Here is a 26,099-nt window from a genome sequence, read left to right on the forward strand (position 1 = left end):
CCTCTCTTCAGGTTGGGTCGTCCGGGCCTCAGCTCCGGCTTTCGCCCCGCACCGCCGCGGGGCTCACCGACTGGCGCTCGCCGTCGAGGGTGGGCGCAATCGGCTCCGGCTGCACATGGCCCTGCGGGTCGTTGGCGCCGTGGGACCAGCCCTTGATGAAGAAGCTGAGCACGATGAAGCCGACGCCGATGCCCATGCCCCACAGGCCGAGCATGTTGAAGACGCTCAGCGAGGACTGCAGGGCGGCCGCCGGATCGGTGACCTGGCCGCCGACGGTGTGGGTGCCGGCAAGGCCCGCGATCCAGCCGCCCACGTACTGGGCGACCGAGGAGGACAGGAACCACACGGCCATCATGAACGAGACCACCTTCGCCAGGGACAGCTTGGTGATCTCCGACAGGCCGACCGGCGACAGGAACAGCTCGCCCGTGGTGTGGAACAGGTAGAGCAGCGCCAGGAAGATCATCGGCAGGCGGTACTGCTCGTCGGCGAAGGACGCGCCCCAGACGACGATCATGAAGCCCAGCCCCACCTGGATCAGCCCCAGGCCGAACTTCAGCGTCGGGTTCGGGTCACGGCCGCGCGCCGCGAGCCATGCCCACATGGCCGCGAAGATCGGCGCGAAGATGAGGATGTAGCCGGCGTTGAAGGACTGGGTCTGGGCGGCGGTGACGCCCACCAAGTTCACGTTGCGGGCGGCGAACAGGTTGAGCGAGGTGCCGGCCTGTTCGAACAGGGTGAAGAACACCACCGCCCCCAGGATCAGCACCACGGCCAGCATCATCCGCTGGCGCTCGACCCAGGTCTTGCAGACCACGGCGATGATGTAGGCGATGGCCAGGAACGACAGCACCGTCGAGATGCCGAGCGCCACGCCGACGACGGCGTTGCGCTGCACCAGCAGCCACACCGGCAGCACGCCCAGGATCGCCAGGCCGTAGATCAGCCACTCGCGGTTCACCGGACCGGCGACCGGCTTCTTCAGAAGCTCCGGGTTCGGCGGCTCGCCCTTGCCCTGCAGGTGCTTCTTGCCCAGCACGAAGACCACGAAGCCCGCCAGCATGCCGACGCCGGCCAGGCCGAAGCCCGCCCACCAGCCGTAGGTCGTGCCGAGCAGGCCGCAGAGCACCGAGGCCCAGAACGCTCCGAGGTTGATGCCGTAGTAGTAGAGCGTGAAGCCGGAGTCCCGGCGCGGGTCCCCCTGCGGGTAAAGCTGGCCGACAATCGCCGAGATGTTGGGCTTGAGGAAGCCCACCCCCATGATGATCAGGCTGACGGCCAGGTAGAAGGCGTTCTTGCCCATCGGGTCGACCGCGTTCTCGAGCGTGTAGGAGCCCTCGGGCAGGACGGTCGGCAGCGGCCCGCCGGCCGGAAGCCCCTTCACCTCGAGGCCGCCCGCCGCGGCGGGACCGAACTCGTAGGGCTGGCCGCCGACCATCAGGCGCACCTGCCGGTCTTCCATGCGTCCTTCCGACGTCACCTCGTAGCTTTGCCCCGCGTACGTCAGGGTCTGCCGCGCGGGCGCGCCCTCCACGGCCATGGTCAGGTGGCCCGCCACCAGCAGCAGGGCGCCGAAGGCCACGGCCTTGCGGGTGCCCAGGTAGCGGTCGGCCAGGATGCCGCCCAGCAGCGGCAGCAGGTACACGAGCGAGGTGTACGAGCCGTACTGCGCGTTGGCGGTGGCGTCGTCGAACAGCAGGTGCTGGGTGAGGTAGAAGATCAGAATGGAGCGCATGCCGTAGTAGGAGAAGCGCTCCCACATCTCGGCGAAGAACAGGACCATCAGGCCCCGGGGGTGGTTTCGCATCATCTGCATCAGCACGGGCAAGCCCGTGATGAGGGTGATGGCGATGCCGAGCAGAACGATCAGGTTCATATGGGCGTCCGGTGTTTCCCTATGGCTTCCAGGGCCGTGAGCGGTTTCGCCCCGGCTGCGCCAATTTGCGCGGAGAAAATCACGCGGCCTTTCCGAGCACAAGCAAGGCCTTGCCTCGGCCCGCCCGGCGGGGACCCATGCCCGCGCCTCAGGCGTTCAGGCATCGAAGGAGGACTCCGCGCATGATGACCCCCGGCCCCGATCACCCGATCACCGTCGAGCCCGGCAGGACCCGCTGGCGGGCCATGTTCAACGACGCCGTGATCGCCGACAGCGACGACGCCCTGGTCCTGCGCGAGGCGGACTATCCGGCGGTGGTCTATTTCCCGCGGGACTCCGTGGCCATGGAGTACATGGCGCGTACGGACCGGGTGACCCACTGCCCCTACAAGGGCGACGCGACCTACTACACCATCCGCCGCAACAGCGAGATCGCCGAGAACGTGGCCTGGTCCTACGAGGACCCTGCCGACACGGTGGGCCAGATCGCCGGGCGCATCGCCTTCTACACCGATCAGGTGGAGGTCTATCCGGTGGACGACGCCGCCGTGAACCCGCACCACCACGACCGCAGCGCGGCGCGCGACGAGATGATGGACCGGTCCGAGGTGGATGAGATCATCCAGCACACCGACTCCGGCTCCGGCGTCTCGCAGAAGGACCACTGGGAGCCGAACGTCGAGACGCCGGGCGACGAGCAGGGCGGCTTGCGCTGAGGCGCCGCTGAAGAATTGACTCCCCGCGCTCCGCCAGCGGCTTGTCCGCCGGCGGAGCTTTAGCCATGGTCGCTGTGACCTCCGTCACCCTGCAAGTTGGTGCGCTGACGGAATGTACGGCGGCGGCGGTGAGTGCGTCGCGGTTTCAGGGGCGACGCCATGACGACCATCACCGAGCCGGTGCTCAACCTGTCCAACGCGTCCGACAGCGGCGAGGTCGAGGACGGCATCACCAACGACGCCACCCCCACCTTCAACGGCTTCGCCGATCCGAATGCGGCCGTGCGGATCTTCGACGGGGCCACCCAGATCGCCCAGGTGACGGCAGGCTCCGACGGGACCTTCAGCGTCACCCTGCCCACGCTGGCCGACGGGGAGCACCGGCTGACGGCCACCGCCACGGTGGGCGGCGACACGAGCGCACCCTCTGAAGCGCTGGTCCTGACGATCGATACTCAAGCCCCGACGGTGTCGTTCACGCAGGACTACGCGGGCTACGCGTTGTCCCGCCTCACCATCACCTTCAGCGAGGCGCCCGTGGGGTTCACGGTGGGGGACCTCAGCGTGTCGGCCCTGACCGCCTCACTACGGGACTTCTCCGCGACGGCTGACCCGCGCGTCTTCACCGTCGACGTGCGCACCTTCCGTCCCTTCGAGAGCGCCAGCATCAGGCTGGACGACGGCCTCTTCACCGACGCCGCCGGCAACAGCGGCCTCGGCGGCCGCATCTTCGCGGAGACAGGATTTGCGCCCCCTTCCGAGCCCGTGACGGAGACCGTCGTCGACGGGGTGCCTGTCGGCAAGGTGGTGCGCCAGACCGGATCGGGCACGGAGGAGACGCTGGAGATACCGGTCGGCCGCAGCGGCGACAGCGGCCGGCCCTTGGAGATTCCCGCGGGCGGCGGCCAGGTGCTCTTGCCGAGCGGCATCGGCGGCACGCTGTCGTCCTTGTCGGGCGCGTTGAGCCAGGTCCAGATGCTGAACTTCCTCGCCCAGCAGGCCTTCGACGCCGCCATGCAGATCTCGGCGTCAAACCAGATGCTGGAGGCCATCGCCGACAGCATCACGAACGCCGCCCAGCAGAGCTTCAACGCCTTCGCCCTTCAGCTCGGCATGAGCCCCCTCGCCTCCAGCCTCGCGCCCGTGGTGATCCAGGGCCCGCTCAACCAGCTAAGCGCCTTCTTCCTCGACGCCACCGGATCGCTGCCGGGCACGCAGGTGGCCCTCCAGAACATCAACTACGCGCTCGTCACCGGCCAGGTGAACCTGATCGGCGGCCTCGGGAAACAGACCGTGTTCGCCGACGGGGCCGCCCAGAACATGGTGCTGGGCGAGGACGACGACGAGCTGCACGGCGGCGGCGGGAACGACACGGTGGGCAGCGCGAGCGGTGACGACCGGCTGTTCGGCGACGACGGCGACGACCGCGTCTTCGGCGGGACCGGCGACGACTTCCTGCATGGCAACGAAGGCGCCGACACCATCTCCGGCGACGAGGGCGGCGACATCCTCCAGGGCGGCAAGGGCGACGACGTGCTCTCCGGCGGCGAGGGCGACGACCTGCTGCTGGGGGATCTCGGGAACGACACCCTCACTGGCGGCGCGGGCGCAGACGTCTTCGTGGCCCTGGTCCGCGGCGGGCGCGATATCGTCGCCGACTTCAACGCCGCCGAGGGCGACCGCGTGCAGCTGTCCTCTGGCCAGCGCTACACGGCCCATCAAGCGGGCGCCGACACCGTGATCGACCTCGACGGCGGCGGCGAGCTCGTGCTGGCCAATGTGCAGCTCTCGGCCCTGCCGGCCGGCTGGATCGTCTAGTAGGCGAAGGCCTCGAACACCTTCCCGGCGTCCCCCGCCCAGGGCCCGTTGTAGAGCTCCAGCAGGCGCTCGGCCGGGGTGACGCCGCTCTCGGCGATGTCGAACAGCTCGCCGAGGTAGCCGCTCTCGTCGACCAGGCCGCCGGACAGGCGGTTGCGGCGCTTCAGCCCCTCGCGGGCGATGGCCAGCATGTCCTTGGCGATGTCCTGCACCGACCGCCCGGCCACCTCGGCCTTCAGGCCGAGGCGCGCCACGTCGGCGCGCAGCCGTTCGTGATCCTCGATCGCCCAGTCCTTGCAAAGGTCCCAGGCGGCGGCGAGCGAGGCCGAGTCGTAGAGGACGCCCATCCACAGCGCCGGAAGGGCGCAGAGCCGGCTCCACGGGCCGGAGTCCGCGCCGCGCATCTCGAGGTACTGCTTCAGACGCACCTCGGGGAAGATGGTGGTGGTGTGGTCGGCCCAGTCCTTCAGGGTCGGCCTCTCGCCCGGCAGTTCGGCGAGCTTGCCCTCCATGAAGTCGCGGAACGAGCGGCCGGCCACGTCCACATAGCGGCCGTCGCGCTTGACGAAGTACATGGGCACGTCGAGCGCGTAGTTGGCGTAGGTCTCGAAGCCGAAGCCGTCGCGGAACACGAAATCCAGCATGCCCGTGCGATCGGCGTCGGTGTCGGTCCAAACGTTCGCCCGGGTGGACAGCAAGCCCGTCGGCCGCCCTTCCTTGAACGGCGAGTTGGCGAACAGCGCGGTGGCGATGGGCTGCAGGGCCAGACTGGTGCGGAACTTCGCCACCATGTCGGCCTCGGAGCCGAAGTCGAGGTTCGCCTGCACCGTGCAGGTGCGGAACATCATGTCGAGGCCCAGCTTGCCGACCTTGGGCATGTATTCCCGCATGATCTTGTAGCGGCCCTTGGGCATCACCGGGACCTGCTCGCGGGTCCACAGCGGCGTGAACCCCAGGCCGAGGAAGCCCAGCCCCAGCTCGTCGGCGACGACCTTGACCTCCTGCAGATGGCCGCCGGTCTCCTCGCAGATCTCGTGGATGGTCTCGAGCGGCGCGCCGGAAAGCTCGAACTGGCCGCCCGGCTCGAGGCTGACGTTGGCCATGCCGCGCTCCAGCGCGATGACGTTCTCACCCTCGTAAACGGGGGCCCAGCCGTAGCGGGTCAGGCCGTCGAGCAGCGCCTTGATCCCGTTCGGCTCGTAGGGAACGGGGGCATGTGTCCCAAGCTGGAACACGAACTTCTCGTGCTCGGCGCCGACGCGCCACTCGCTCGCGGGCTTGGCGCCCTTCTCGAACCAGCGGACCAGGTCCTCGAACACGAGGGGACGGTCGTCGCAGGCGACACCAGCCATCTCGATTTCCTCCCCCCATCCGGCGTGCGCACGCGCAGGGCGCGCGGCCGGCCTCTTTACGTCGTCAGGTCACATGGGTGCAATTGCCGCGCCGCTCAAGGGCCTTGAAGAGGCGGCGGCCGAGGCGTCAACTGCGCGCGCGTTTCGAAGGAGACAGTCCGATGTCCCAGGCGTACGCGTCCCCGGCTTCCCGCGCCGCCCTCAGCCAGGCGGTTCCCTTCTTCCAGGTGGCCGACCTCAAGGCCTCGCTACGCTTCTATGTGGACGATCTCGGGTTCGAGATGCGGAACTGGTGGCCGGTGGACGGCGAGCCCCGCTGGTGCTGGGTGCAGCGCGACGCCGTCGCGGTGATGCTCCAGCAGTTCACCGACGCCGCAGTGGCCCGGCCGCCCCCGGCCTCGCCAGGGACAGGCGTCACGGTCTGCATCATGTGCGGCGACGCGCTGACGGTCTGGCGGGAGGCGGCCGCCGCGGGCCTGCCGGTCGAGCGGCCAGTGGTCGGCAACGGCCTGTGGGTCGTCTCATTGCGCGACCCCGACGGATACCGGCTCGACTTCGAGAGCCCCACGGATGCGCCGGAGGAGAGCGTCTACGCCGGCGACTGACCTTGCGGCCAAGAGCGCCAGTCGCCGACCGCCGCCTGCCAAAGCGTCAGCGCCGAGATGGCCGCCGTGTCGGCCCGCAGGATCCGCGGTCCGAGGGTGGCCGGCGTCGCGAAGGACAGGGCGCGCAGCATCTCGCGTTCGCGCGGCGAGAAGCCGCCTTCCGGGCCGATCAGGATCGCCCAGGGCCCGCCCTCGGTGACCGTCTCCAGGACCGGCCGCGCGTCGCCCGCCTCATCGCAGAAGAGCAGGCGCCGTCCAGGGTTCCAGCCTTCGATCACCCTCTCCAGCTTCACCGGCTCCAGCACCTCGGGCACGTCAAGCCGGCCAGTCTGCTCGGCGGCCTCCGTGGCGATGGCCCGCAGCCGGTCGACCCGGGTGTGGTCGGCGTTGGTCCTCTCGGTGATCACCGGCCGCACGCGCCGGGCGCCCAACTCGGCGGCTTTCTCGACGATGGTCTCCAGCGGCCCGCGCTTCACCAGCGCGATCACGAGGTCGAGGTCCGGCCCCGTCGCCTGGGGCCGGGCGGGATCGATGAGCTGCAGCACCACCGCGCGCTTGCCCACCTGCCCGACGATCGCCCGCCACTCGCCGTCGCGGCCGTTGAAGACCCGCAGCTCGTCGCCGGCCTTGGCCCGCATCACGGCGGCGAGGTAGCGGCTCTGTCCCTCGTCCAGGGCGATCTCGACGCCGGCGGCGAGGTCGTGAGGCACGTGCAGGCGGATCATGGGGCCGGTCTCTACCCTTCCCTTCTTCCGCTCGTCATCCCCTGCCATGTTGCGTTGAGCCGGATGGAGCCGAAAGCGTTCACGCCCCATGCCTTACGACGACGACGCCTACGAGACCGAGGAGCGCGAGCTGCAGATCGCGCTCGTGAAGTTCCAGCAGTACGCCATCGAAGCGGGCGAGAAGGACCTGGTGATCTTCGAGGGCCGTGACGCGGCGGGGAAGGACGGCGCGATCAAGCGGATCGTGGAGCACCTGTCGATCCGCAACACCCGCGTGGTGGCGCTGCCCAAGCCCACCGAGCGCGAGCGGACCCAGTGGTACTTCCAGCGCTACACGCCCCACCTGCCGGCGGCAGGCGAGCTCGTGATCCTCAACCGGTCCTGGTACAACCGGGCCGGCGTCGAGCGCGTGATGGGTTTCGCCAGCCCCGAGGACCAGGAGGTCTTCCTGCGCGACGTGATCCCGTTCGAGCGGATGCTCACCGACGGCGGGGTGCAGATCGTCAAGCTGTGGCTGGACATCTCGCGCGGGGAGCAGGCCAAGCGCCTGGCCGCCCGCACCACCGATCCGCTCAAGGCGCTGAAGGTCAGCCCGCTGGACGCCGTGGCCCAGGAGAAGTGGGACGCCTACACCGCCGCCCGCGACGAGATGCTGACCCGAACCCACTGCCCCGAGGCCCCGTGGACCATCGTCCACACCGACAAGAAGAAGCGCGCCCGGCTGAACATCATGCGCCACCTGCTGAAGGTGCTGGCGCCGCCGGACATCGCCCGCGGGGTCCGGGACCCCGATCCGGAGGTGCTGTTCAAATTCGAGCCCGCCGCCCTCACGGACGGGCGCCTCGAGCGGTAGGCCGTCGCTCCGCTGGCGGCGTTGTTCCACCTTTGTTCGAAGGCTAAGCTTGCCGCCAGAATCTGGCCATGGACCCACGACTGGCGGAGCGCACGTGAAACCCGACACCCTCTCCGCCGTCCAGGCTCGCCGCATCGCGCTCGCCGCCCAGGGTTTCGCCGCCGCGCGCCCCGCCGCACCCGGCAAGCGCGAGCTCCTGAAGACCATCGAGCGGCTCGGGGTGGTGCAGATCGACTCCGTCAACGTGGTCTCGCGCACCCACTACCTGCCGGCCTTCTCGCGGCTCGGCGCCTACCCGCGGCCGCTGCTGGAGGAGCTGGCCTGGGCGAAGACGCGGCCGCTGTTCGAATACTGGGCGCACGAGGCCTCGCTGTTGCCGCTCGCCGCCCAGCCGCTGCTGCGCTGGCGCATGCAGGACGCGCGCGACGGGGTCGGCGTCTGGAAGGGGATCGCCCGCTTCCTGCGCGAGCGGCGCGACTTCGTGGACCGGGTGCTGGACGAGATCCGCGACCGCGGTCCGATCTCCGCGTCGGAGCTGGAGATGGGCCACAAGGGCGAAGGCGGCTGGTGGGGCTGGAGCGAGGCGAAGCGGGCGGTGGAGGGCCTGTTCTGGGCGGGCGAGCTCACCACCGCCACCCGGCGCGGGACGTTCGAGCGGGTCTATGGCCTGCCGGAAAAGGTGATCCCGCGGAAGATCCTCGACCTCCCCACCCCGCCGCGCGACGAGGCCCAGCGCCAGCTCCTGAAGACCGCCGCCCGCGCCATGGGCCTCGCCACCGAGCGGGACCTGCGCGACTACTTCCGGCTGCCGGTCGCCGACGCAAAGGCTCGGGTCGCCGAACTCGTCGAGGCCGGCCACCTCGTCCCGGTGAGGGTGAAGGGCTGGCGGGAGCCCGCCTACCTCGATCCGGCGGCGCGCAAACCCCGGCGGGTCGAGGCGCACGCCCTGCTCTCGCCGTTCGACAACCTGATCTGGTTCCGCGAGCGCACCGAGCGGATGTTCGGCGTCCGCTTCCGGATCGAGATCTACACCCCGGCCGAGAAGCGCCAGCACGGCTACTATGTCCTGCCGTTCCTGGAGGGCGACGCCCTCACCGCCCGGGTGGACCTGAAGGCCGACCGCAAGGCCTCCGCCCTGCTGGTCCAGGCCGCCCACGCTGAGCCCTGGGCCACGCCCGATACGCCCGCCCGTCTCGGGGCCGAGCTGAAGCTGATGGCCGCCTGGCTCGGCCTCGAACGCGTCCAGGTCCAGCCCAGGGGCGATCTCGCCCCGGCCCTGGCCGCGGCGCTCTGACCTAGGCCACACCCTCCGTCACGGCGTGCAGGCGCGCGTAGGCGCCGCCGCGCTGCACGAGGTCCGCATGGCGGCCCTCCTCGACGATGCGGCCGTTCTCGAAGACCAGGATCCGGTCCGCGCCGCGGATGGTCGACAGCCGGTGTGCGATCACGATGGTGGTGCGGCCCACCATCAGCTCCTCGATGGCGGCCTGCACCTGACGCTCGGTCTCCACGTCCAGGGAGGACGTGGCCTCGTCCAGCACCAGGATCGGGGCGTCGGCCAGGAAGGCGCGGGCGATGGCCACCCGCTGGCGCTCGCCGCCCGACAGCTTCACGCCGCGCTCGCCCACGAGGGTGTCGTAGCCCCTGGGCAGGCGGGCGATGAAGTCGTGGGCGCGCGCGCGCCGCGCCGCCAGCTCGATCTCGCCGGGCGTGGCGTCGGGCCGGGCGTAGGCGATGTTCTCGGCGATCGTCCGGTGGAACAGGGCGGGGTCCTGCGGCACCACGGCGATGGACCGCCGAAGCGAGCCCTGGCTGACATGGGCGATGTCCTGGCCGTCGACCAGGATCCGGCCGCCCTGCAGGTCATAGAGACGCTGAATCAGCTTCACGAACGTCGACTTGCCGGCGCCCGTAGGTCCGACCAGCGCCACCCGCTGCCCGGGTGCGATTTCGAGCGAGAAGTCCTGGTAGAGCGCGCCGCCCTGGTTGGCGTAGCCGAACGTCACACGGTCGAAAACGATCTCGCCGAGCTCGCCATGGAAGGCCGGGGCGCCCGGGCGGTCGATCACCTGAGGCGGGGTCTGCATGAACACCGCCACGTCCAACATGTCGTCCAGGCCCTTCTGCAGCATGCGGGTGATCTCGCTGAAGTTCCGCATGTAGCCGGCCATCAGCATGAAGGAGGTGATGGCGAAGGCCACGTCGCCCGGGCTGGCGCGGCCCTGCGACCAGGCGTGCAGCAGGAAGCCGGTCAGGCCGCCCTGCAGCAGGATAAGGAGCGCGTTTTGGCCGAGCCCCACCAGGTTGAAGCGGTTCCAGGTGCGGGTCGTGGCCGCGCGCCATTGGTCGACCACCTCGGCCAGCCGGGCCTCCTCGCGGGGCTCGCCGCCGAACGACTTGACCACCGCATTGGCGCCGATGGCGTCGGCCAGCGAGGCTCCGATCCTGGAGTCCAGCATGTTGGAGTAGCGGTTGGCCGGCTGGGTGTACCGCACGGCGGTGACCACGTTGTAGACTGCGAAGACCGCCACGATCACCGCCACGAACAGGCCGGCGACCGGCCAGCGCAGGCCCATGGAGATGGCGAGGCCGCCCAGCACCACGAGGGTGGGGACCAGCATCAGCATCAGGGCGTCCGAGGCGCTGTCGTAGCCCCACATGGCGCGGCTGACCTTGCGCACCGTGGCCCCGGCGAAGTTCGAGGCGTGCCAGTCGGCTGAGAACGCCTGCACCCGGGCGAAGCCCTGGCGCACGATCTGCGACATGATCTGGGTGTAGAACGGATTGGTGATCCGGAAGGCCCCCGTGCGCAGCATGTAGAACGCCACGTAAAGGCCGGTGAGGCCGGCCCACGCCTGCCAGGCCTGGCCGACGTTGCGCTCCGGCGCGGACACGGCGTCCACCAGGGCGCCGGCGGCCCAGGGGATCGCCAGGTCGCAGAAGGTCGAGATCAAGAACACCGCCATGATCAGCGCGAACCGCCCGGGTGCGCTCATCCAGTGTCGCCACAGGAAGGCGAGCATCTCGCGGTTGGTGAGGACTCTGGCGCGGGGGGCGTCTTCGTCCTCGTCGTCGTAAGCGTCGGACATCGGGAGAAACCGGGTGTGGGCGCGACGGGCGCTCCATCGGGAGCGCGCGCGGCGCGCGGAGGCGGGAAATGGGGATGGCTCGCGGGGACGCCAGGCGGGTGGGCCGCGGGCATGCGGGATCGCTTCGCGCAGGCGCGCTGCGGACGAAGCTGTCCGGGCGAGTTAGAGGTGCGGCGGCGGCCCGGCGGGTTTTACGCGGAAGGTCGGTGCGAACGGATAGGTCGTCATCGTCCCTCCTCGTTTGAGCCCTCAGAGGCGGGGGAAGCTAGGCGCGGTTAATGAACTGGTCAAGGCGGTCCGCAGAACGCCGGTCGCCGCGCGGCATTTCGGCCACAGGCGAAGGTCTGCTAAGGCCCCGCGCATGGTCCAGACCGCGCCCCTGCCCGACGCCGCGCCGAAGAACTGGGTGGATCGGCATGCGCCGGCGGCGCTCAGACCTTGGCTGAAGCTCGGCCGGTTCGACCGGCCGGCGGGGATCTGGCTGCTCATGCTGCCCGGATGGCAGGGCGTGGCGCTCGCCGCCGCCCAGCAGGGGCTGCGGCCGGACTGGAAGCTGCTCGTCCTGTTCTTCCTGGGCGCCGCGCTGATGCGCGCCGCCGGCTGCGCCTACAACGACATCGTCGACCGCGACTTCGACGCCCAGGTGGCCCGCACGGCCGGCCGGCCGATTCCGTCCGGGCAGATCAGCGTGAAGCAGGCCTGGGGCTTCGTGATCGGCTGCTGCCTCGTCTCGCTCGCCATCCTGCTGACCTTCCCGCCGGTGGCGATCGCCCTCGGCGTGGGCTCTCTGGCGCTCGTGGCCGCCTACCCGTTCATGAAGCGGATCACCTGGTGGCCACAGGCCTGGCTCGGCCTCACCTTCAACTGGGGCGCGCTTCTGGGCTACGCCGCGGCAACCGGCCATGTCGGGGCGCCGGCCCTGCTGCTCTACGCGTCCGGGATCTTCTGGACCCTTGGCTACGACACGATCTACGCCGTGCAGGACCTGGAGGACGACGCGCTGGCCGGGGTGAAGTCGTCCGCTCGGCGGCTGGGCCCGCACGTGGCCCGCGGCGTCGCCGGTTTCTACCTCGTGGCCCTGGCGCTGGCCTTCGCGGCCGGCTGGGTCGCCCGCCTGGGCTGGGGCTTCCAGGTGCTCACCCTGCTCTACGCCATCCGGCTCCTCGACCAGGCGCGCAAGGTGCGGCTCGACCGGCCGGTGCTGGCGCTGCGGCTCTTCAAGTCGAACGCCTGGGCCGGGCTGATCCTGTTCGCCGCGATCGTCGCGGGCAGCTTCGGGGCCTAGGCCGCGCGCCGGCCGCGGGCGCCCTCCAGCGCCGCCTGCAGCTCGGGAAGCTGGATCGGCTTGGCCAGCACGCCGTCGATTCCGGCGGTGCGGTATTCCATCTGCTGGTGCGGCAGGACGTTGGCGGTGAGCGCCAGGATAGGGGTGCGCGGCAGGCGGCGCTTGCGCTCCTGGCGGCGGATCTCCCGGGTGGCGGCCACGCCGTCCATCACAGGCATCTGGATGTCCATCAGCACGAGGTCGAAGACGCCGGTCTCCCAGGCCTCCACGGCGCAGCGGCCGTCGTCCACCACGCTGGGCTCCGCCCCCATGGCCGAGAGCACGCTGCGGACGACGAGCTGGTTGGTCTGGTTGTCCTCGGCGACCAGCACCCGCAGCGGCCGGGCCGCGTCAGAAGCGGGCTTCGGAGCGACGGCCTCCTTGAGCCGGGCGCGCGCCCGCTTGAGCGGCAGCGTCAGGGTAAAGACGCTGCCCCGTCCGGGCGTGCTCGACACCTCGATGCGGCCGCCCATCAGCGTGGCGAGCTCGCGGCAGATGGTCAGGCCTAGGCCCGCGCCCCCCACACGCCGGGTGGCGCCGCCGTCCCCCTGGACGAAGCTCTCGAACAGCCCCGGCAGCCGGTCGGCGGAGATGCCGGGACCGGTGTCGGCCACCGCCAGGGTCAGCTCCCCGTTGAGGCCGCGGCCGGCGTTCACGTGCACGGCCCCGCTCTCGGTGAACTTCAGGGCATTGGCCGTGAGGTGGAACAGCATCTGGCGCAGCCGCCCCGCATCCCCCATCCAGCCGCCGCGGGCCTGCGCGTCTACGTTCGCCGACAGAGTCAGCCGGTCGGACATCTGCAGGGCGCGGGCCGCGGCCACGGCGTCGCAGACCAGGGTCTCCAGGTCGAACGCCTCGTGCGCCAGGGCCATCCGGCCGCCCTCGATGGCAGAGAGGTCGAGGATGTCTGTGAGGACCGACAGCAGGGCGCGGCCGGAGCTGTCGATCGTCTCGACCCGCTCCCGCTGGACGGGCGACAGATCATCCATCAGCAGCACCTGGGTCATGCCCAGCACGCCGTTCAAAGGCGTGCGCAGCTCGTGACTCATGTTGGCCAGGAACTGAGACTTGAGCGCGTTGGCCTGCTCGGCCGTGTCGCGCGCCTGGGTCGCCTCGGCGAGCGCGCCGTTCAGGCTGGCGTCGTACGTCTCGAGCGCCGCCATCAGGCGGTTGAAGTTGCGGGTGAGCTGGCCCACCTCGTCGCGCCGCACGATGGGAGCCCGGGCGCTGAAGTCGCGGGACGCGGCGGCGGCCTCCATGGCCTCGTTGAGCTCGCGCAGCGGCGCCAGCGCCCGGCGCGCCAGGCGCTGGGTCATGAACGCGGCGCCGGCCAGCCCCAGCGCCGACAGGCACACGGCGATCGCCACGTTGCGCACCCGCACCATGATGATTCCGTGGTCGTCCACCAGCATCACCACCTCGCCCACCCACTCGCCGCCGACGAAGTGAGGCTCGTGGACGACGACGCCGGGGTCGCGGAACGCCTGGGAGGGCTCCAGCGCGTGACGGGCCCGCAGCGCGGGAGAGTCGGGATCGACGGCGCCGACGTTGAACCGCCGGCCGTCCGCATGGAAATAGCTGATCGCCACCACCTCGGGGCGGGCGTGCAACGCGGCGCCCACCTCCACCGCCGCGGCGGCGTCGCCCTCGGCCGCGGCGCGGGCGTCGGCGGCGATCGCGGCGGCGAACTGGCCGGAGGCCCTGGCCAGGCCGACCCGGTCGCTGGACCAGTTGCTGAGCTGGTAGATGGCGAAGATGAGCGTCAGGACCGCGGCCGTCGCCCAGAGGCAGGCCGCCACGACGCGGCGTTCCAGCCCGTCAGACACGAAGGCGGCAGTCCCCCGCGCGTCGTCCGCTGCTTCCCCCGCCGTCATGCCCTCCCCCACCTGGCCGTGATTGGAGCTTCACCGCGCGAACCTTAAGTTTCGACGAACGCAGCGCGGCGATTTGCGAGCCCGCTCAGATACTTGCCAGGCTAGGGATCCGGCATCCGAACGACTGTTCGCCGATCCCACGCCGTCGTACAATGCCGCCATGCCCGCCGCCGCCCGCGTCGATCCGAAGACCTTCTTCACCCCCGAGGAATGGGCGCCGCTGGCCCGCCGCTCATCGTGGAAGGGGCTGGCGCTTGTGGCGCACGCCTGGACCGTGATCGGCCTGGCCATGGGAATGGCCGTCGCCTGGCCGCTGACCATCCCGCTGGCCGTGGCGATCATTGGCGCCCGCCAGCTCGGCCTCGCCATCCTGATGCACGACGCGGCCCACGCCGCTCTGCACCCGGACCTGAAGGTCAACGACTGGGTGGGCGACCACCTCACCACGGGCGACCTGCGCCCCTACCGTCCCTACCACCTCGGACATCATAAGTTCGCTCAGCAGGCGGAGGACCCGGACCTTGTCCTCTCGGCGCCGTTCCCGATCACTCGCACCTCGCTGCGCCGGAAGATCCTGCGCGATCTGACGGGCCAGACCTACTACAAGCAGAAGTGGGCCGGCCTCGTGGCCCAGATCCGCGACCGCAAGCCCGGCGAGCCGCTGTGGCCGATTCTGAAGGAGGCGGTGGTCCGCCGCCGGCGGTTCTTCACCGGCATGGTGGTGACGATCGCCGTGACCGCGCCGGTCGGCCTCTGGTGGGTGTGGCCGGTGCTGTGGCTGCTGCCGCAGGCCACTTGGCTGCCCATGGTCACCCGCCTGCGAAACATCGCCGAGCACGCCTGCGTGGCCAAGGACGAGCCCGACCCGCTGCGCCACGCCCGAACCACGCGGGCGAACCTGATCGAGCGGGCATTCCTGGCGCCCTACTGGGTCAACTACCACTGCGAGCACCACATGTTCATGCATGTGCCCTGCTACAATCTGCCGAAGGTGCACCGTCTGCTGCGCCGGAGCGGGACACTCGATCGGATGCTGACGGCCCCCGGCTACGCCGCGGTGCTGGCCATGGCGGCGAGCCGGCCGGAGCGCCGCGCGGCGTGAGCTTGGGCCTTTCGGAGCCCCGGGCGTTGCACCCGGTGATGATCGCCCCCACGCCCGAGGCCCGCCGCGGCTTCATCCTGGAGAACACACGGCTCCAGGCGCCGCCGCACACGCCCGAACTCGTCCTGCGCCTGGCCGACGAGATCACCCCCATCTGGCGGCTGACCGAGGAGGCGCTCGCCGAGATCGGCCTGCCGCCGCCCTTCTGGGCCTTCGCTTGGGCGGGCGGCCAGGCGTTGGCCCGCCATGTGCTCGACAGCCCGGACCTGGTCGCCGGTAAGAACGTGGTCGACTTCGCCTCCGGCTCCGGCATCGTCGCCATCGCCGCGCTGAAGGCGGGCGCCGCGCGCGTGCTGGCCGCCGACATCGACGTCTTCTGCGGCGAGGCGCTCGCCCTGAACGCCCAGGCCAATGGCGTCGGCGCGGAGTTTACCGGCGAGGACCTGCTGGACGCCCCGCCGCCGGCCTGGGCCGAGGTCATCCTGGCCGGCGACATCTGCTACGAGAAGCCGCTCGCCGAGCGCGTCATGCGCTGGCTCGGCGCGGCCCGGGCGCGCGGGGCCACGGTCCTGATCGGCGACCCGGGCCGCAGCTACTTCCCGCGGGAGGGCCTGGTGAAGCTCGCGGAGTACCAGGTGCCCACGACCCGCGAATTGGAGGACATGGAGGTCAAGAAGACTGCCGTCTGGGCCCTGCCCTGAGCTTGACCCACCGCCCCGGCGCAAGGCCTCTTCCGATCATGAGCGAGAGCGCCGTCCCCACACCCGCCGACCTGCAGGCCGCCTGGCGCGACGGCGCCGCGGCGCTCCGCCAGGGCCGGCCCGCGGAGGCCGCGGTCCAGTTCCGGCGGATCGTCGCCCACGGCCAGCCGAACGCCGCCGTCTTCCTGGGCATCGCCATGGCCGAACGCCAGCTCGGCGAGGACGCCCGCGAGCGCGAGGCGCTGCAGGCGGCGCTGCAGCTCGATCCCCGCGACCTGCGCGCGTTGTCCATGAGCGCCGACAACTATGCCCGGGCCGGGGACGCCCGCGCGGCCGCCGCCTTCTACGACGCGGTCATCAAGGTGGCGCAGGCGGCCCGCCAGGTGGAGCCCGCCCTGCAGGCGGAGGTCGGCCGCGCGGTGGAGATGCGCGAGCACTACGCCCGCGCCTACGCCGCCCATCTGGAAGACGAGCTCGGCCCCAAGGGGCTGAACTCGCCCGAGGGCCGGCGCCTGCGGATCGCCGTCGACATGCTGCTCGGCAAGACGCCGCTCTACCTGCAGCAGCCCAAGGGCTTCTACTTCCCCGAGCTGCCGAACATCTGGTGGGCCGAGCGCGCCGCCTTCCCGTTCCTCGACAAGGTGGAGGCCGCGACGCCGGCCATCCGCACCGAGCTGCTGCAGGTGCTCGAGGAGGACGGCGCCTTCGCCCCTTACGTGAAGGCCGACGCCGACCGGCCGTTCTTCGATGGCCACGGCATGCTGGGGAACCCGGGCTGGAGCGCCTTCTACCTGTGGGAGGCCGGCGCGCCCGTGCCGCAGAACGCCGCCCGCTGCCCGGCCACCATGGCCGCGCTGGAAGGCGCCCCGCTCTGCCGGATCCCGGCCCGTACCCCGTCCGTGCTGTTCTCCCTGCTCCGGCCGGGCGCGCACATCCCGCCGCACCACGGCTTCATGAACGCCCGCTACATCTGCCACCTGCCGCTGATCGTCCCGGACGGCTGCGGGATGCGGGTCGGGGCCGAGACGCGGCCCTGGGTCGAGGGCCAGGCCTGCGTCTTCGACGACTCCATCGAGCACGAGGCCTGGAATCGCAATCCGGACCAGCTCCGGGTGGTGCTGATCTTCGACATCTGGCGGCCGGAGCTCAGCGAGCAGGAGCGCGAACTGGTCGGCGCGGTGCTGCAGGCGGTGGACAGCTACGGCGGCGGCCAGGTCACCGTTCCGGACACCTGAGTTCACTTTTCGTTCTTGACGGGCGAGGTCTCTCGCCTAAGCTCCGCCGCAAGACGGAGAGAGACATGCGTGAAGACGGCAAGATCGACTATGTGGAGCTTCCGGCGGGCGACCTGATCCCGCTGAAACGCTTCTACGAACAGGCCTTCGGCTGGGCGTTCACCGACTACGGCCCCTCTTACGCGGCCATGAGCGAGGGGCTCGACGGCGGCTTCGACGCCGACGCCGCAAACCAGCCTGGCAAGCCGCTGGTGGTGCTCTACGCCCACGACCTCGAGGCCATGGAGGCCAGTGTGCGCGCCGCCGGCGGCGCGATCGTGCGGCCGATCTTCAGCTTCCCGGGCGGCCGCCGCTTCCACTTCCGCGACCCGAGCGGCAACGAGCTGGCGGTCTGGAGCGAGGGCTGACTTAAGCACACGTTAGACGTGTCGCGCCTAGGCTGGGCGGAACACCTGGGGGGAAGAACCATGAAGCTTGCCATCGTGACGGGACTGGCGGTCGCCTTGGTGGCGAGCGGGGCGCAAGGCGCGGACTACCGAACGCTGCGCCGGTTGCAGGCCGCCGCGCCGAGGGTGGTCCAGCCGCTGCCGGCCGGGATCCAGGTGCGCCCGGTCGAGTTCGCGAGGATCGTAATCCACCCCAAGGACGGTGAGGCCTGGGCGCTCGCCTATAACTCCAGAACCATCCCCACGATCCGGATCCCCCCGGAAGGGGATACGATGCTTACCTGGCAGGGCGGCCGCCTCGACGGCCAGACGGCCTCGTTCGCGCGTGTTTTCGACCGCGAACTGGCGACGGCAGGCTTTGCAGGCGGAGGATCCCAGAGCCTCTTCGACGATGCCGACGGCGCCGCAGACTTCAAGGTCGCGGTCCTGGTCGACGATATCCAGGGCCGATTCTGCATTGACTGCCCACACCCGCTCAACCCGACCGGTGTCCCGGCGACCGTGCTGATGACCGCGCACTGGGAGATCTACTCCAACCTTGAGCGGAAGGTGGTGGCGCGGATCACCACGTCGGGCGGCTTCAATTCCAAGGAGCGGCTAAACGACAGCGTCGTGCCGGCCATCCTCGACGCGTTCGGGGAGAACACCCGTCTGCTCCTCGCCTCGGAGGAGTTCCGCCGCGTGGTCACGGGCGCGGGACCCGGCCCCTCGGCATCCGCAGCGGCGCCCGCCGCCCTGACGCCCATCGCGCTCCGGCCGGCCGCGCCGGGCAAGCGCACCATCGCCAGCGCCAGTGAGTCGGTCGCGGCGATCCTGACCGGCGACGGCCATGGCTCGGGCTTCCTGGTCTCGCAGGACGGCTATCTGCTCACCAACCAGCACGTGGTCGGCGGCGCCAAGTATGTGAAGGTGCGCTGGGCCGACCGCTCCGAGAGCCTAGGCGAGGTGGTGCGCGTCGACCGCCGCCGCGATGTGGCCCTGATCAAGGTGGACGCCACCGGCCGCAAGCCGCTTGCCCTGCGGACCGGCCAGCCTGGCGTCGGCGATACTGTCTTCGCCATCGGCACGCCGCTGGACGAGAAGTTCCAGGGGACGGTCACCCGCGGCATCGTCTCGGCCAGCCGCACCTACGAAGGCCAGCCGTTCATCCAGAGCGACGTCGTCATCAACGGCGGCAACAGCGGCGGACCGCTGCTGGACGAGAACGGCGCGGTCGTCGCCGTCACCGTCTCGAGCTACCAGCGCGGCGACATCCCCTCGGGCCTGAACCTGTTCATCCCGATCTCCGAGGCGTTGAAGGCTCTGGCGCTCCAGCCCGTGTCCTGACGCGGGGGCGGCGGCAAGGGCCTTCCGCTGCAAGCGGCCTGGGTCTAAGGGGCGCCTGAACAGAAAGGCGTCGCGTGGACATCTCCCTTCTCAACCAGTTCGTCGGGCAGACCTGGGACGACGAGATCGTCCCGGAGCTCATGGAGTACGTGGCCATCCCGGCGAAGTCGCCGCACTTCGACCCGGACTGGCAGGCCAGCGGCCACATCGACCGCGCCGTCGACCACATGGTCCGGTGGGCGCAGGGCAAGCTCGCCGAGCTGCCGGGCGCGACCCTCGAGGTCGTCCGCCTGGAAGGCCGAACGCCGATGATCCTGATCGAGGCGCCCGGCGACACCGACGACACCGTCCTGCTCTACGGCCACCTCGACAAGCAGCCCGAGATGACCGGCTGGACCGAGGGCCTGGGCCCCTGGACCCCGGTGCTGCGCGACGGGAAGCTCTATGGCCGCGGCGGCGCGGACGATGGCTACGCCATCTACGCCAGCGTCACCGCCCTGCTCGCCCTTCAACGCCAGGGCGTCCGCCGTGGCCGCGCCGTGGTGATGATCGAGGCCTGCGAGGAGAGCGGCAGCTACGACCTGCCCCATTACGTCGAACACCTGGCCGACCGGATCGGAAGGCCGTCTCTGGTGATCTGCCTGGACAGCGGCTGCGGCAACTACGACCAGCTCTGGCTGACCACCTCGCTGCGGGGTTTGGCCGGCGGCCTGCTCACCGTGCAGGTGCTCAACGAGGGGGTTCACTCCGGCGACGCGTCCGGCATCGTGCCCGACAGCTTCCGCCTGGCGCGCGCGCTGGTGGAGCGGCTGGAGGACGAGGCCACTGGCGAGGTGCGCCTGCCCGAACTCAACGTCCAGATCCCGCCGGAGCGGCGCCAGCAGGCGCAGGCCGCCGCCGAGGTGCTGGGCGAGGAGGTCTGGCGCAAGTTCCCGTTCGCCGGCGGCACGAAGCCCGCGCTGTCGGACGGCGCGGAGCTCGTCCTCAACCGCACCTGGCGGCCGCAGCTCGCCGTCGTCGGCGCGGGCGGCCTGCCCGAGCCCGAGCAGGCCGGCAACGTGCTGCGCCCCGCCACCACCCTGAAGCTCTCCGTCCGCCTGCCGCCCACCGCCGACCCGTCCCGGGCCCAGCAGGCGCTGGCCGCCGCGCTCACCGCAGAGCCGCCGCAAGGGGCGGAGGTCACCTGGGAAGGTCAGCAGTCCAGCCCCGGCTGGAACGCGCCGACGCTGGCGCCCTGGCTCGACACGGCCGTGCAACAAGCCTCGCAAGAGATCTTCGGCCGGCCGGCCGTGATGATGGGCGAAGGCGGCACCATCCCGTTCATGGGCATGCTGGGGGAGAGGTTCCCCGAGGCCCAGTTCCTGATCACCGGCGTGCTGGGCCCACGCTCGAACGCCCACGGTCCGAACGAATTCCTGCACATCGAGATGGGCAAGCGGGTCACCGCCTGCTCGGCGATGATCCTGGCGGCGCACGGCGAGCGCCGCTGACCGGCCATTCCCTCTCCCTCGCGGCGGCGCGGGAGAGGGAGCCCCTTCCCTGCGCACGGCCGGCCGCTCTAAACCTGCGGCGCCAGCCTCGGGAGTCCGCATGCGCCGCCGCACCTTCCTCGCCGCCCTTCCCGCCGCCGCCCTGGCCGCTCCGGCGCTGGCGGACAGCCGATCCGAGAATGCCAACCGCAACCGGCCGGACGTGGGGCCGGGCGACCGGATCGACGGGGCGACGTTCGCCAGCCGCTCGGCCGCCTGGGGGCGGAACGGCGCGGCGGCCACGGCGCATCCCCTGGCGACGCTGGCCGCGCTCGACATGCTGCGGGCCGGCGGCTCGGCCATCGACGCGGCGATCGCGGCCAACGCCATCCTTGGCTTCGCCGAGCCCATCGCCTGCGGCATCGGCGGCGACTGCTTCGTCATGCTGTGGGACCCGCGCCAGAATAAGGTGGTGGGCCTCAACGGCTCCGGCCGCAGCCCGCGCGGGCTCAGCCTGGAGACGGTCAGGTCGCGGGCGAAGAACGGCCTGATCCCGAGCTACGGGGCCGTCTCGGTCAGCGTCCCGGGCGCCGTGGACGCCTGGTGGACCCTGCACCAGCGCTACGGGAAGCTCCCCTGGGCGACACTGTTCGCGCCAGCCATCGCGCACGCCGAGGATGGCCTGCCGGTCACCCAGAACGTCGCCTATTACCTGGAGCGCAGCTTCCGGAACTTCACCCGCGTAGGCGCGGGCATCGAGGAGGTGGAGAACTTCAAGGCGGTGTGGGCGGCCGATGGCCGCGCGCCGCGCGAGGGCGAGATCTTCCGCAACCCCGGCCTCGCCTCGACCTACCGCCAGATCGCCCGCGGCGGCGGCCGCGCCTTCTACGAAGGCGAGATCGCTGAGCGGATCGAGCGCTACTTCCGCCGCATCGGGGGATGGATGACCCGCGCCGACCTCGCCGCCCACCGCTCGGAGTGGGTGGAGCCGCGGAGCGTGAACTACCGCGGGGTCGATGTCTGGGGCCTGCCGCCCAACAGCCAGGGCATCGCCACCCTGCAACTTCTGAACATCCTCGAGACCTTCGACGTGAAGAAGATGGGCTTCCAGTCGGCGGCCTCGATCCACCACGCCGTCGAGGCCAAGCGCCTGGCCTTCGAGGACCGCGCCCGCCACTACGCGGATCCCGCCTTCTACCAGGCGCCGCTCGACTGGCTGCTCTCCAAGGACTACGCCGCCCAGCGGGCGAAGCTTATCCGGCCCGACCGCATCCTCGACCCGATCTTCCCGGGCCAGGCGCCGAGCCGCGGGGACACCACCTACTTCACCACCGCCGACGCGGACGGCATGATGGTGTCGATCATCCAGTCCAACTATCGCGGCATGGGCTCGGGCCTCTCGCCCGACGGCCTCGGCTTCATGTTCCAGGACCGCGGCGAGCTCTTCGCGCTGACCGACGGGCACCCGAACGTCTACGCCCCTGGCAAGCGGCCCTTCCAGACGATCATCCCGGGCTTCGCCACACGTGGGACCGAGCCGTGGCTGGCGTTCGGCGTCATGGGCGGCGACATGCAGCCTCAGGGCCAGGCGCAGATCATCTCCAACATGGTGGACCATGGCCTCGCCGTGCAGGAAGCCGGCGACGCACCGCGCTGGCACCACGAGGGCGGCATGGAGCCCACCGGCGAGCAGATGGACGTGAAGGGCCTGCTCAGGCTGGAGACCGGCGTGCCGGCCGCCGCGAAGCGCCAGCTTGCAGCCATCGGCTGGAAGCTGGGCGAGCCTGACGGCGGTTTCGGCGGCTACCAGGCCGTCGAGCGCTGGCCCGGCCGCTACGCCGCCGCCACCGAGATGCGCAAGGACGGCGTCGCCCTCGCGTACTAGCCGTCCAGCCGCGCGCCGTCGCAATCCACCGCGAACAGGCGCGTGTCGCCCATCAGCACCTCGATCCGCAGGCAGTCGCGGTGGCGGGCCAGCAACGCCGGGATCGCCGACAGCACCTCGGCGGCCGCCTCGACGCTGATCGTTTCGGTGGGACGCGAGGTCCCTTCGTGGATGACGCGGAGGCGGTACATGGGCGATCTCGTTTCTCGCCCCTGATGTGCGCCGACCTCTCGCAACCGCCAATTGCGTACAAATACGTAAGACCGGCTGCCGCACCCCGCCGACGGTCTGCTAACCTCGCCCCAAAGCACGGGAGGACGCCATGACCGAGGCCGAGATGGAGGCCATCGTGCTCGCCTTTCCCGGCGCGGAGAAGGGCCAGAGCTACGGCCAGCCCGCCTTCAAGGTGAACGGCAAGTTCTTCACCCGCCTCCGGGCCGAGGATTCGAGCCTCGTGCTCATGGACGTCTCGTTCGACGAGCGGGAGATGCTGATGGAGGCCGAGCCGGCCACCTTCCACCTCACACCGCACTATCGCGACTACCCCTGCGTGCTGGCGCGGCTGGAGAGCCTGCACCCCGGCTCGCTGCGCAACTTCCTGGCGCGACGCTGGCGCAGGATCGCGCCCAAGAAGCTGGTCCGGGCGTACGACCACGCGGAGGCCGGGGCGTGATGCGGCTGCGGCAGGTGGCGCTGGTGGCCGCCGACCTCGACCGGGCGGCGGACGAGATCCGCGCCGTGCTGGGCGTCGACTACGCCTACGACGATCCAGGCGTCGGCAAGTTCGGGCTGCGGAACGCGGTCTTCCCCGTGGGGGACACGTTCCTGGAGGTCGTCTCGCCGAGGCAGTCGGGAACAACCGCCGGCCGGCTGCTGGAGAAGCGCGGCGGCGACGGCGGCTATATGGTCATCCTGCAGGTGGACGACGGGCTGGACGCCCGCGCCCAGGTCGCCCGCGCCGGCGCCCGGGTGATCGAGCAGGCCGACTTCGACGGCGTGGTGATGAGCCACGTGCATCCCAAGGACATCGGCGGGGCGATCCTCTCGGTGGACTCCATGCCGACCCGCGGGGAGTGGCGCTGGGGCGGCCCGGTCTGGCGCGACCACGTCCGCACCGATGTCTCGATGGGCGTGGTCGCGGCGGAGCTGCAGGGGTTCGATCCCGAGCGGATGGCCCGGCGGTGGGGCGAGGTGCTGGCCCGCGAGGCCCAGCGGGCCGGCGGCGGCTGGAGGATCCCGCTGGACGCCGGCGAGCTACGGTTCGTCGCCCCAGGCGACGGCCGAGGGGAGGGGCTGGGCGCGTTCGACGTCGCCGTCCGGGATCCCGCCGTCGTCCGCGCGGCGGCCCAGGCGCGCGGGCTGCTGGGGCCCGGCGGCGAGGTGGCGCTCTGCGGGACCCGCGTGAACCTGGTGGCGGCCTAGAACTCGTCCTCAATCGCGGCGCGGAACTGCTCGAACACCTCCGCAGCGTGGTCCTCCGGAGAGGCCGGCGCCGCCTCGGGGGCTGCGGCTTCCGGCGGTCCGGCCAGCAGCCGGGCGACCACCACCCCGCCCTGCACCAGCAGCACCGCCTCGCCCTCGGCCGCGCCGGTGAGCTGAGCCGCCACCTTCGGCGGCAGGTCGTCGAGGTCTATCCGGGTCGTCATGGGGCCATCCTAGACCGGCCCGAGCTCGGCGGGTAAACCCCGCCCATGGCTTACCGATCGCTGCGCGAGTTCCTGGGCAAACTGGAAGCCGCCGGCGAACTGGTCCGCGTGGCCGAGCCGGTGTCCTCCGTCCTCGAGATGACCGAGATCCAGCGCCGCCTGCTCGCCACCGGCGGGCCGGCCGTGCTGTTCGAGAACGTGATCCGCGCCGACGGCGAGCGCTCCTCGATGCCGGCGCTCGTGAACCTGTTCGGCACGGTGAAGCGCGTGGCCATGGGGGTGACCCTCGAGGGCAAGGAGCGCACCACCGCCGGCGAGCTGCGCGAGGTTGGCGAGTTGCTGGCCTTCCTGCGCCAGCCGGAGCCGCCGCGAGGGTTGAAGGATGCTTTCGACATGCTGCCCCTGGCCAGGACGGTCATGGGCATGCGGCCCAACGTCGTGAAGAAGGCGCCGGTGCAGGAGGTCGTGCTGAAGGGCGACGACGTCGACCTAACCAAGCTGCCGATTCAGACCTGCTGGCCGGGCGAGCCCGCGCCGCTGATCACCTGGCCACTGGTGGTCACCAAGGGGCCCTCCGACGCGCGCGAGGACGACTACAACCTCGGCATCTACCGCATGCAGGTGCTGGGGAAGAACCGCACCGTCATGCGCTGGCTCGCGCACCGTGGCGGGGCGCAGCATCACCGCCGTTGGAAGGCCGCGGGCCGGCCGGACGCCCTGCCCGCCTGCGCCGTCATCGGCGCCGATCCCGGTACGATCCTGGCCGCCGTCACGCCGGTGCCGGACACGCTCTCCGAGTACCAGTTTGCCGGCCTGATGCGCGGCGCCAAGCTCGACCTCGTCCCGGCGAAGACCGTGCCGCTGATGGTCCCGGCCCAGGCCGAGATCGTCCTCGAGGGCTACGTCCACCTCGACCAGTACGCCGACGAGGGACCCTACGGCGACCACACCGGGTACTACAACTCGGTGGAGAGCTTCCCGGTCTTCGAAGTCAGCGCCATCACCATGCGGCGCGACCCGATCTATCTGACGACCTTCACCGGGCGACCGCCGGACGAGCCCAGTGTCCTGGGCGAGGCGCTCAACGAGGTGTTCATCCCGCTGATCCGCCAGCAGTTCCCCGAGATCGTCGACTTCTGGTTGCCGCCGGAAGGCTGCAGCTACCGCATCGCCGTGGTGTCGATGAAGAAGGCCTACCCGGGCCACGCCAAGCGGGTGATGCTCGGCGTCTGGAGCTACCTTCGGCAGTTCATGTACACCAAGTGGGTGATCGTCGTTGACGACGACATCGACGCCCGCGACTGGAAGGACGTCATGTGGGCGATCTCCACCCGCATGGACCCCGCCCGGGACATCACGGTGGTGGAGAACACCCCCATCGACTACCTCGACTTCGCCTCGCCGGAGAGCGGTCTCGGCTCGAAGATCGGCCTCGACGCCACCAACAAGTGGCCCCCCGAGACCAAACGCGAGTGGGGCGAGAAGCTGTTCATGGAGCGGCAGGTGATCGAGGCGGTCACGGAGAAGTGGGCCAGGCTCGGCCTGCCCGGCGACGGGCGGCCGGTGGAGTGAGCTTGCGCCGGCTGGCGAACCGGCGGCTACTGCCGCCGGGGATGGGGAGAACCGCATGGACATGACCGCTTCGGCGCACGCCGCCGCCCTGTGGGCCGGCCTGCACCTGCTTCTCCTGCTGGTGCTGTCTGTGCTGGTGGTGCGCCAGCGGCGGCTGCACCATGTGGCCCTGGGCGACGGGGGCGTGCCGGCGCTGAACCACGCCATCCGCGCCTTCGGCAACGCCACCGAATACGTCCCGGCCGGCCTCATCGGCATCGCCGTCCTCGCCTTCGCAGGCGCCCCGCCGATGGTGGTGCACGTCGTGGGCCTGACCCTCTTCGCCGGGCGCGTCGCCCACGCCGTGGGGCTGTCGCGCAGCGGCGACGCTTCGCTGCCGCGGAGCCTGGGCGTGGTCCTCACCTGGCTCGCCTACCTCGCTGGCGCGGTGGCGCTGCTGTTCTACGCTATCCCCTAGCCTTGCCGGGGCCGGCGCGCTCCGCCAT

24 protein-coding genes are annotated in these 26,099 nt (G+C 70.8%); 17 read left to right on the forward strand and 7 right to left on the reverse strand.

Features of this window, described 5'->3' with window-relative positions; all coding sequences use genetic code 11:
- Window positions 1–28: 28 nt before the first annotated feature.
- On the reverse strand, window positions 29–1,876 hold the full coding sequence (locus ACE3Q8_RS08205; protein WP_374469776.1) for a peptide MFS transporter: 1,848 nt from the start codon (window positions 1,874–1,876) through the stop codon (window positions 29–31).
- Between the two features lie 182 nt (window positions 1,877–2,058).
- On the opposite strand from ACE3Q8_RS08205, the gene ACE3Q8_RS08210 reads away from it, so the two are divergent.
- Both ACE3Q8_RS08210 and ACE3Q8_RS08215 read left to right on the forward strand, forming a co-directional pair.
- A complete protein-coding gene (locus ACE3Q8_RS08210) occupies window positions 2,059–2,592 on the forward strand; it encodes a DUF427 domain-containing protein (protein ID WP_374469777.1) in 534 nt (177 codons plus the stop codon).
- 159 nt (window positions 2,593–2,751) lie between these two features.
- Window positions 2,752–4,410 carry an Ig-like domain-containing protein gene (locus ACE3Q8_RS08215; RefSeq protein WP_374469778.1) on the forward strand — a complete coding sequence of 553 codons (1,659 nt, stop codon included), beginning with the start codon at window positions 2,752–2,754 and terminating at the stop codon, window positions 4,408–4,410.
- Here the strand turns inward: ACE3Q8_RS08215 and ACE3Q8_RS08220 are convergent.
- Entirely contained in the window at window positions 4,407–5,762 is a 1,356-nt protein-coding gene (locus ACE3Q8_RS08220; protein WP_374469779.1) for a glutamate--cysteine ligase, read from the reverse strand. The two genes, ACE3Q8_RS08215 and ACE3Q8_RS08220, sit on opposite strands and share 4 nt — an antisense overlap.
- Before the next feature lie 161 nt (window positions 5,763–5,923).
- On the opposite strand from ACE3Q8_RS08220, the gene ACE3Q8_RS08225 reads away from it, so the two are divergent.
- Window positions 5,924–6,367, forward strand: coding sequence for a VOC family protein (locus ACE3Q8_RS08225; RefSeq protein WP_374469780.1), 444 nt, complete (start codon window positions 5,924–5,926; stop codon window positions 6,365–6,367).
- Here ACE3Q8_RS08225 and ACE3Q8_RS08230 read toward each other — a convergent pair.
- Window positions 6,352–7,092 (reverse strand): 16S rRNA (uracil(1498)-N(3))-methyltransferase, encoded by a 741-nt coding sequence (locus ACE3Q8_RS08230; RefSeq protein WP_374469781.1) that lies wholly within the window; start codon window positions 7,090–7,092, stop codon window positions 6,352–6,354. The two genes, ACE3Q8_RS08225 and ACE3Q8_RS08230, sit on opposite strands and share 16 nt — an antisense overlap.
- A gap of 88 nt (window positions 7,093–7,180) precedes the next feature.
- Here ACE3Q8_RS08230 and ppk2 point away from each other — a divergent pair, with 88 nt between their 5' ends.
- Both ppk2 and ACE3Q8_RS08240 read left to right on the forward strand, forming a co-directional pair.
- Window positions 7,181–7,945: a polyphosphate kinase 2 gene (gene ppk2, locus ACE3Q8_RS08235; RefSeq protein WP_374469782.1), complete on the forward strand. Its 765-nt coding sequence runs from the start codon at window positions 7,181–7,183 to the stop codon at window positions 7,943–7,945.
- Window positions 7,946–8,039: 94 nt separating this feature from the next.
- Window positions 8,040–9,239, forward strand: a complete 1,200-nt coding sequence (locus ACE3Q8_RS08240) for a winged helix-turn-helix domain-containing protein (RefSeq protein ID WP_374469783.1) — start codon at window positions 8,040–8,042, stop codon at window positions 9,237–9,239.
- Between the two features lies 1 nt (window position 9,240).
- On the opposite strand, the gene ACE3Q8_RS08245 is transcribed toward ACE3Q8_RS08240, so the two are convergent.
- On the reverse strand, window positions 9,241–11,034 hold the full coding sequence (locus ACE3Q8_RS08245; protein WP_374469784.1) for an ABC transporter ATP-binding protein: 1,794 nt from the start codon (window positions 11,032–11,034) through the stop codon (window positions 9,241–9,243).
- Between the two features lie 361 nt (window positions 11,035–11,395).
- Between ACE3Q8_RS08245 and ubiA the strand changes: the two genes are divergently transcribed.
- Window positions 11,396–12,319: a 4-hydroxybenzoate octaprenyltransferase gene (gene ubiA / locus ACE3Q8_RS08250; protein ID WP_374469785.1), complete on the forward strand. Its 924-nt coding sequence runs from the start codon at window positions 11,396–11,398 to the stop codon at window positions 12,317–12,319.
- On the opposite strand, the gene ACE3Q8_RS08255 is transcribed toward ubiA, so the two are convergent.
- Window positions 12,316–14,184 carry an ATP-binding protein gene (locus ACE3Q8_RS08255; RefSeq protein ID WP_374469786.1) on the reverse strand — a complete coding sequence of 623 codons (1,869 nt, stop codon included), beginning with the start codon at window positions 14,182–14,184 and terminating at the stop codon, window positions 12,316–12,318. The two genes, ubiA and ACE3Q8_RS08255, sit on opposite strands and share 4 nt — an antisense overlap.
- A gap of 208 nt (window positions 14,185–14,392) precedes the next feature.
- On the opposite strand from ACE3Q8_RS08255, the gene ACE3Q8_RS08260 reads away from it, so the two are divergent.
- From ACE3Q8_RS08260 to ACE3Q8_RS08290, 7 genes are all read left to right on the forward strand, one after another.
- Window positions 14,393–15,334 (forward strand): fatty acid desaturase family protein, encoded by a 942-nt coding sequence (locus ACE3Q8_RS08260; RefSeq protein ID WP_374469787.1) that lies wholly within the window; start codon window positions 14,393–14,395, stop codon window positions 15,332–15,334.
- A gap of 38 nt (window positions 15,335–15,372) precedes the next feature.
- The gene (locus tag ACE3Q8_RS08265) at window positions 15,373–16,035 is read left to right on the forward strand and encodes a methyltransferase (protein WP_374469911.1); all 663 of its coding nucleotides are present in this window, start codon (window positions 15,373–15,375) and stop codon (window positions 16,033–16,035) included.
- A 38-nt stretch (window positions 16,036–16,073) separates the two neighbouring features.
- On the forward strand, window positions 16,074–17,270 hold the full coding sequence (locus tag ACE3Q8_RS08270; RefSeq protein WP_374469788.1) for an aspartyl/asparaginyl beta-hydroxylase domain-containing protein: 1,197 nt from the start codon (window positions 16,074–16,076) through the stop codon (window positions 17,268–17,270).
- Between the two features lie 65 nt (window positions 17,271–17,335).
- The gene (locus ACE3Q8_RS08275; RefSeq protein ID WP_374469789.1) at window positions 17,336–17,677 is read left to right on the forward strand and encodes a VOC family protein; all 342 of its coding nucleotides are present in this window, start codon (window positions 17,336–17,338) and stop codon (window positions 17,675–17,677) included.
- 60 nt (window positions 17,678–17,737) lie between these two features.
- The gene (locus ACE3Q8_RS08280; protein ID WP_374469790.1) at window positions 17,738–19,042 is read left to right on the forward strand and encodes a S1C family serine protease; all 1,305 of its coding nucleotides are present in this window, start codon (window positions 17,738–17,740) and stop codon (window positions 19,040–19,042) included.
- 74 nt (window positions 19,043–19,116) lie between these two features.
- Window positions 19,117–20,532 carry a M20 family metallopeptidase gene (locus ACE3Q8_RS08285; RefSeq protein WP_374469791.1) on the forward strand — a complete coding sequence of 472 codons (1,416 nt, stop codon included), beginning with the start codon at window positions 19,117–19,119 and terminating at the stop codon, window positions 20,530–20,532.
- Window positions 20,533–20,632: 100 nt separating this feature from the next.
- Window positions 20,633–22,396, forward strand: coding sequence for a gamma-glutamyltransferase family protein (locus tag ACE3Q8_RS08290; protein ID WP_374469792.1), 1,764 nt, complete (start codon window positions 20,633–20,635; stop codon window positions 22,394–22,396).
- On the opposite strand, the gene ACE3Q8_RS08295 is transcribed toward ACE3Q8_RS08290, so the two are convergent.
- Complete coding sequence (locus tag ACE3Q8_RS08295; RefSeq protein WP_374469793.1) at window positions 22,393–22,587, reverse strand: hypothetical protein; 195 nt, start codon at window positions 22,585–22,587, stop codon at window positions 22,393–22,395. The genes ACE3Q8_RS08290 and ACE3Q8_RS08295 overlap by 4 nt on opposite strands.
- A 131-nt stretch (window positions 22,588–22,718) precedes the next feature.
- Between ACE3Q8_RS08295 and ACE3Q8_RS08300 the strand changes: the two genes are divergently transcribed.
- Complete coding sequence (locus tag ACE3Q8_RS08300; protein WP_374469794.1) at window positions 22,719–23,069, forward strand: MmcQ/YjbR family DNA-binding protein; 351 nt, start codon at window positions 22,719–22,721, stop codon at window positions 23,067–23,069.
- Window positions 23,069–23,818 carry a VOC family protein gene (locus ACE3Q8_RS08305; protein WP_374469795.1) on the forward strand — a complete coding sequence of 250 codons (750 nt, stop codon included), beginning with the start codon at window positions 23,069–23,071 and terminating at the stop codon, window positions 23,816–23,818. Before ACE3Q8_RS08300 ends, ACE3Q8_RS08305 begins: the two co-directional genes overlap by 1 nt.
- Here the strand turns inward: ACE3Q8_RS08305 and ACE3Q8_RS08310 are convergent.
- On the reverse strand, window positions 23,815–24,042 hold the full coding sequence (locus tag ACE3Q8_RS08310; protein WP_374469796.1) for a hypothetical protein: 228 nt from the start codon (window positions 24,040–24,042) through the stop codon (window positions 23,815–23,817). The two genes, ACE3Q8_RS08305 and ACE3Q8_RS08310, sit on opposite strands and share 4 nt — an antisense overlap.
- 45 nt (window positions 24,043–24,087) lie before the next feature.
- Here ACE3Q8_RS08310 and ACE3Q8_RS08315 point away from each other — a divergent pair, with 45 nt between their 5' ends.
- Window positions 24,088–25,614 (forward strand): UbiD family decarboxylase, encoded by a 1,527-nt coding sequence (locus ACE3Q8_RS08315; RefSeq protein ID WP_374469797.1) that lies wholly within the window; start codon window positions 24,088–24,090, stop codon window positions 25,612–25,614.
- A gap of 55 nt (window positions 25,615–25,669) precedes the next feature.
- Window positions 25,670–26,071, forward strand: a complete 402-nt coding sequence (locus tag ACE3Q8_RS08320; RefSeq protein WP_374469798.1) for an MAPEG family protein — start codon at window positions 25,670–25,672, stop codon at window positions 26,069–26,071.
- Window positions 26,072–26,099 lie beyond the last annotated feature (28 nt).

This window comes from Phenylobacterium sp. (genome assembly GCF_041913825.1).
Lineage (GTDB): Bacteria > Pseudomonadota > Alphaproteobacteria > Caulobacterales > Caulobacteraceae > Phenylobacterium.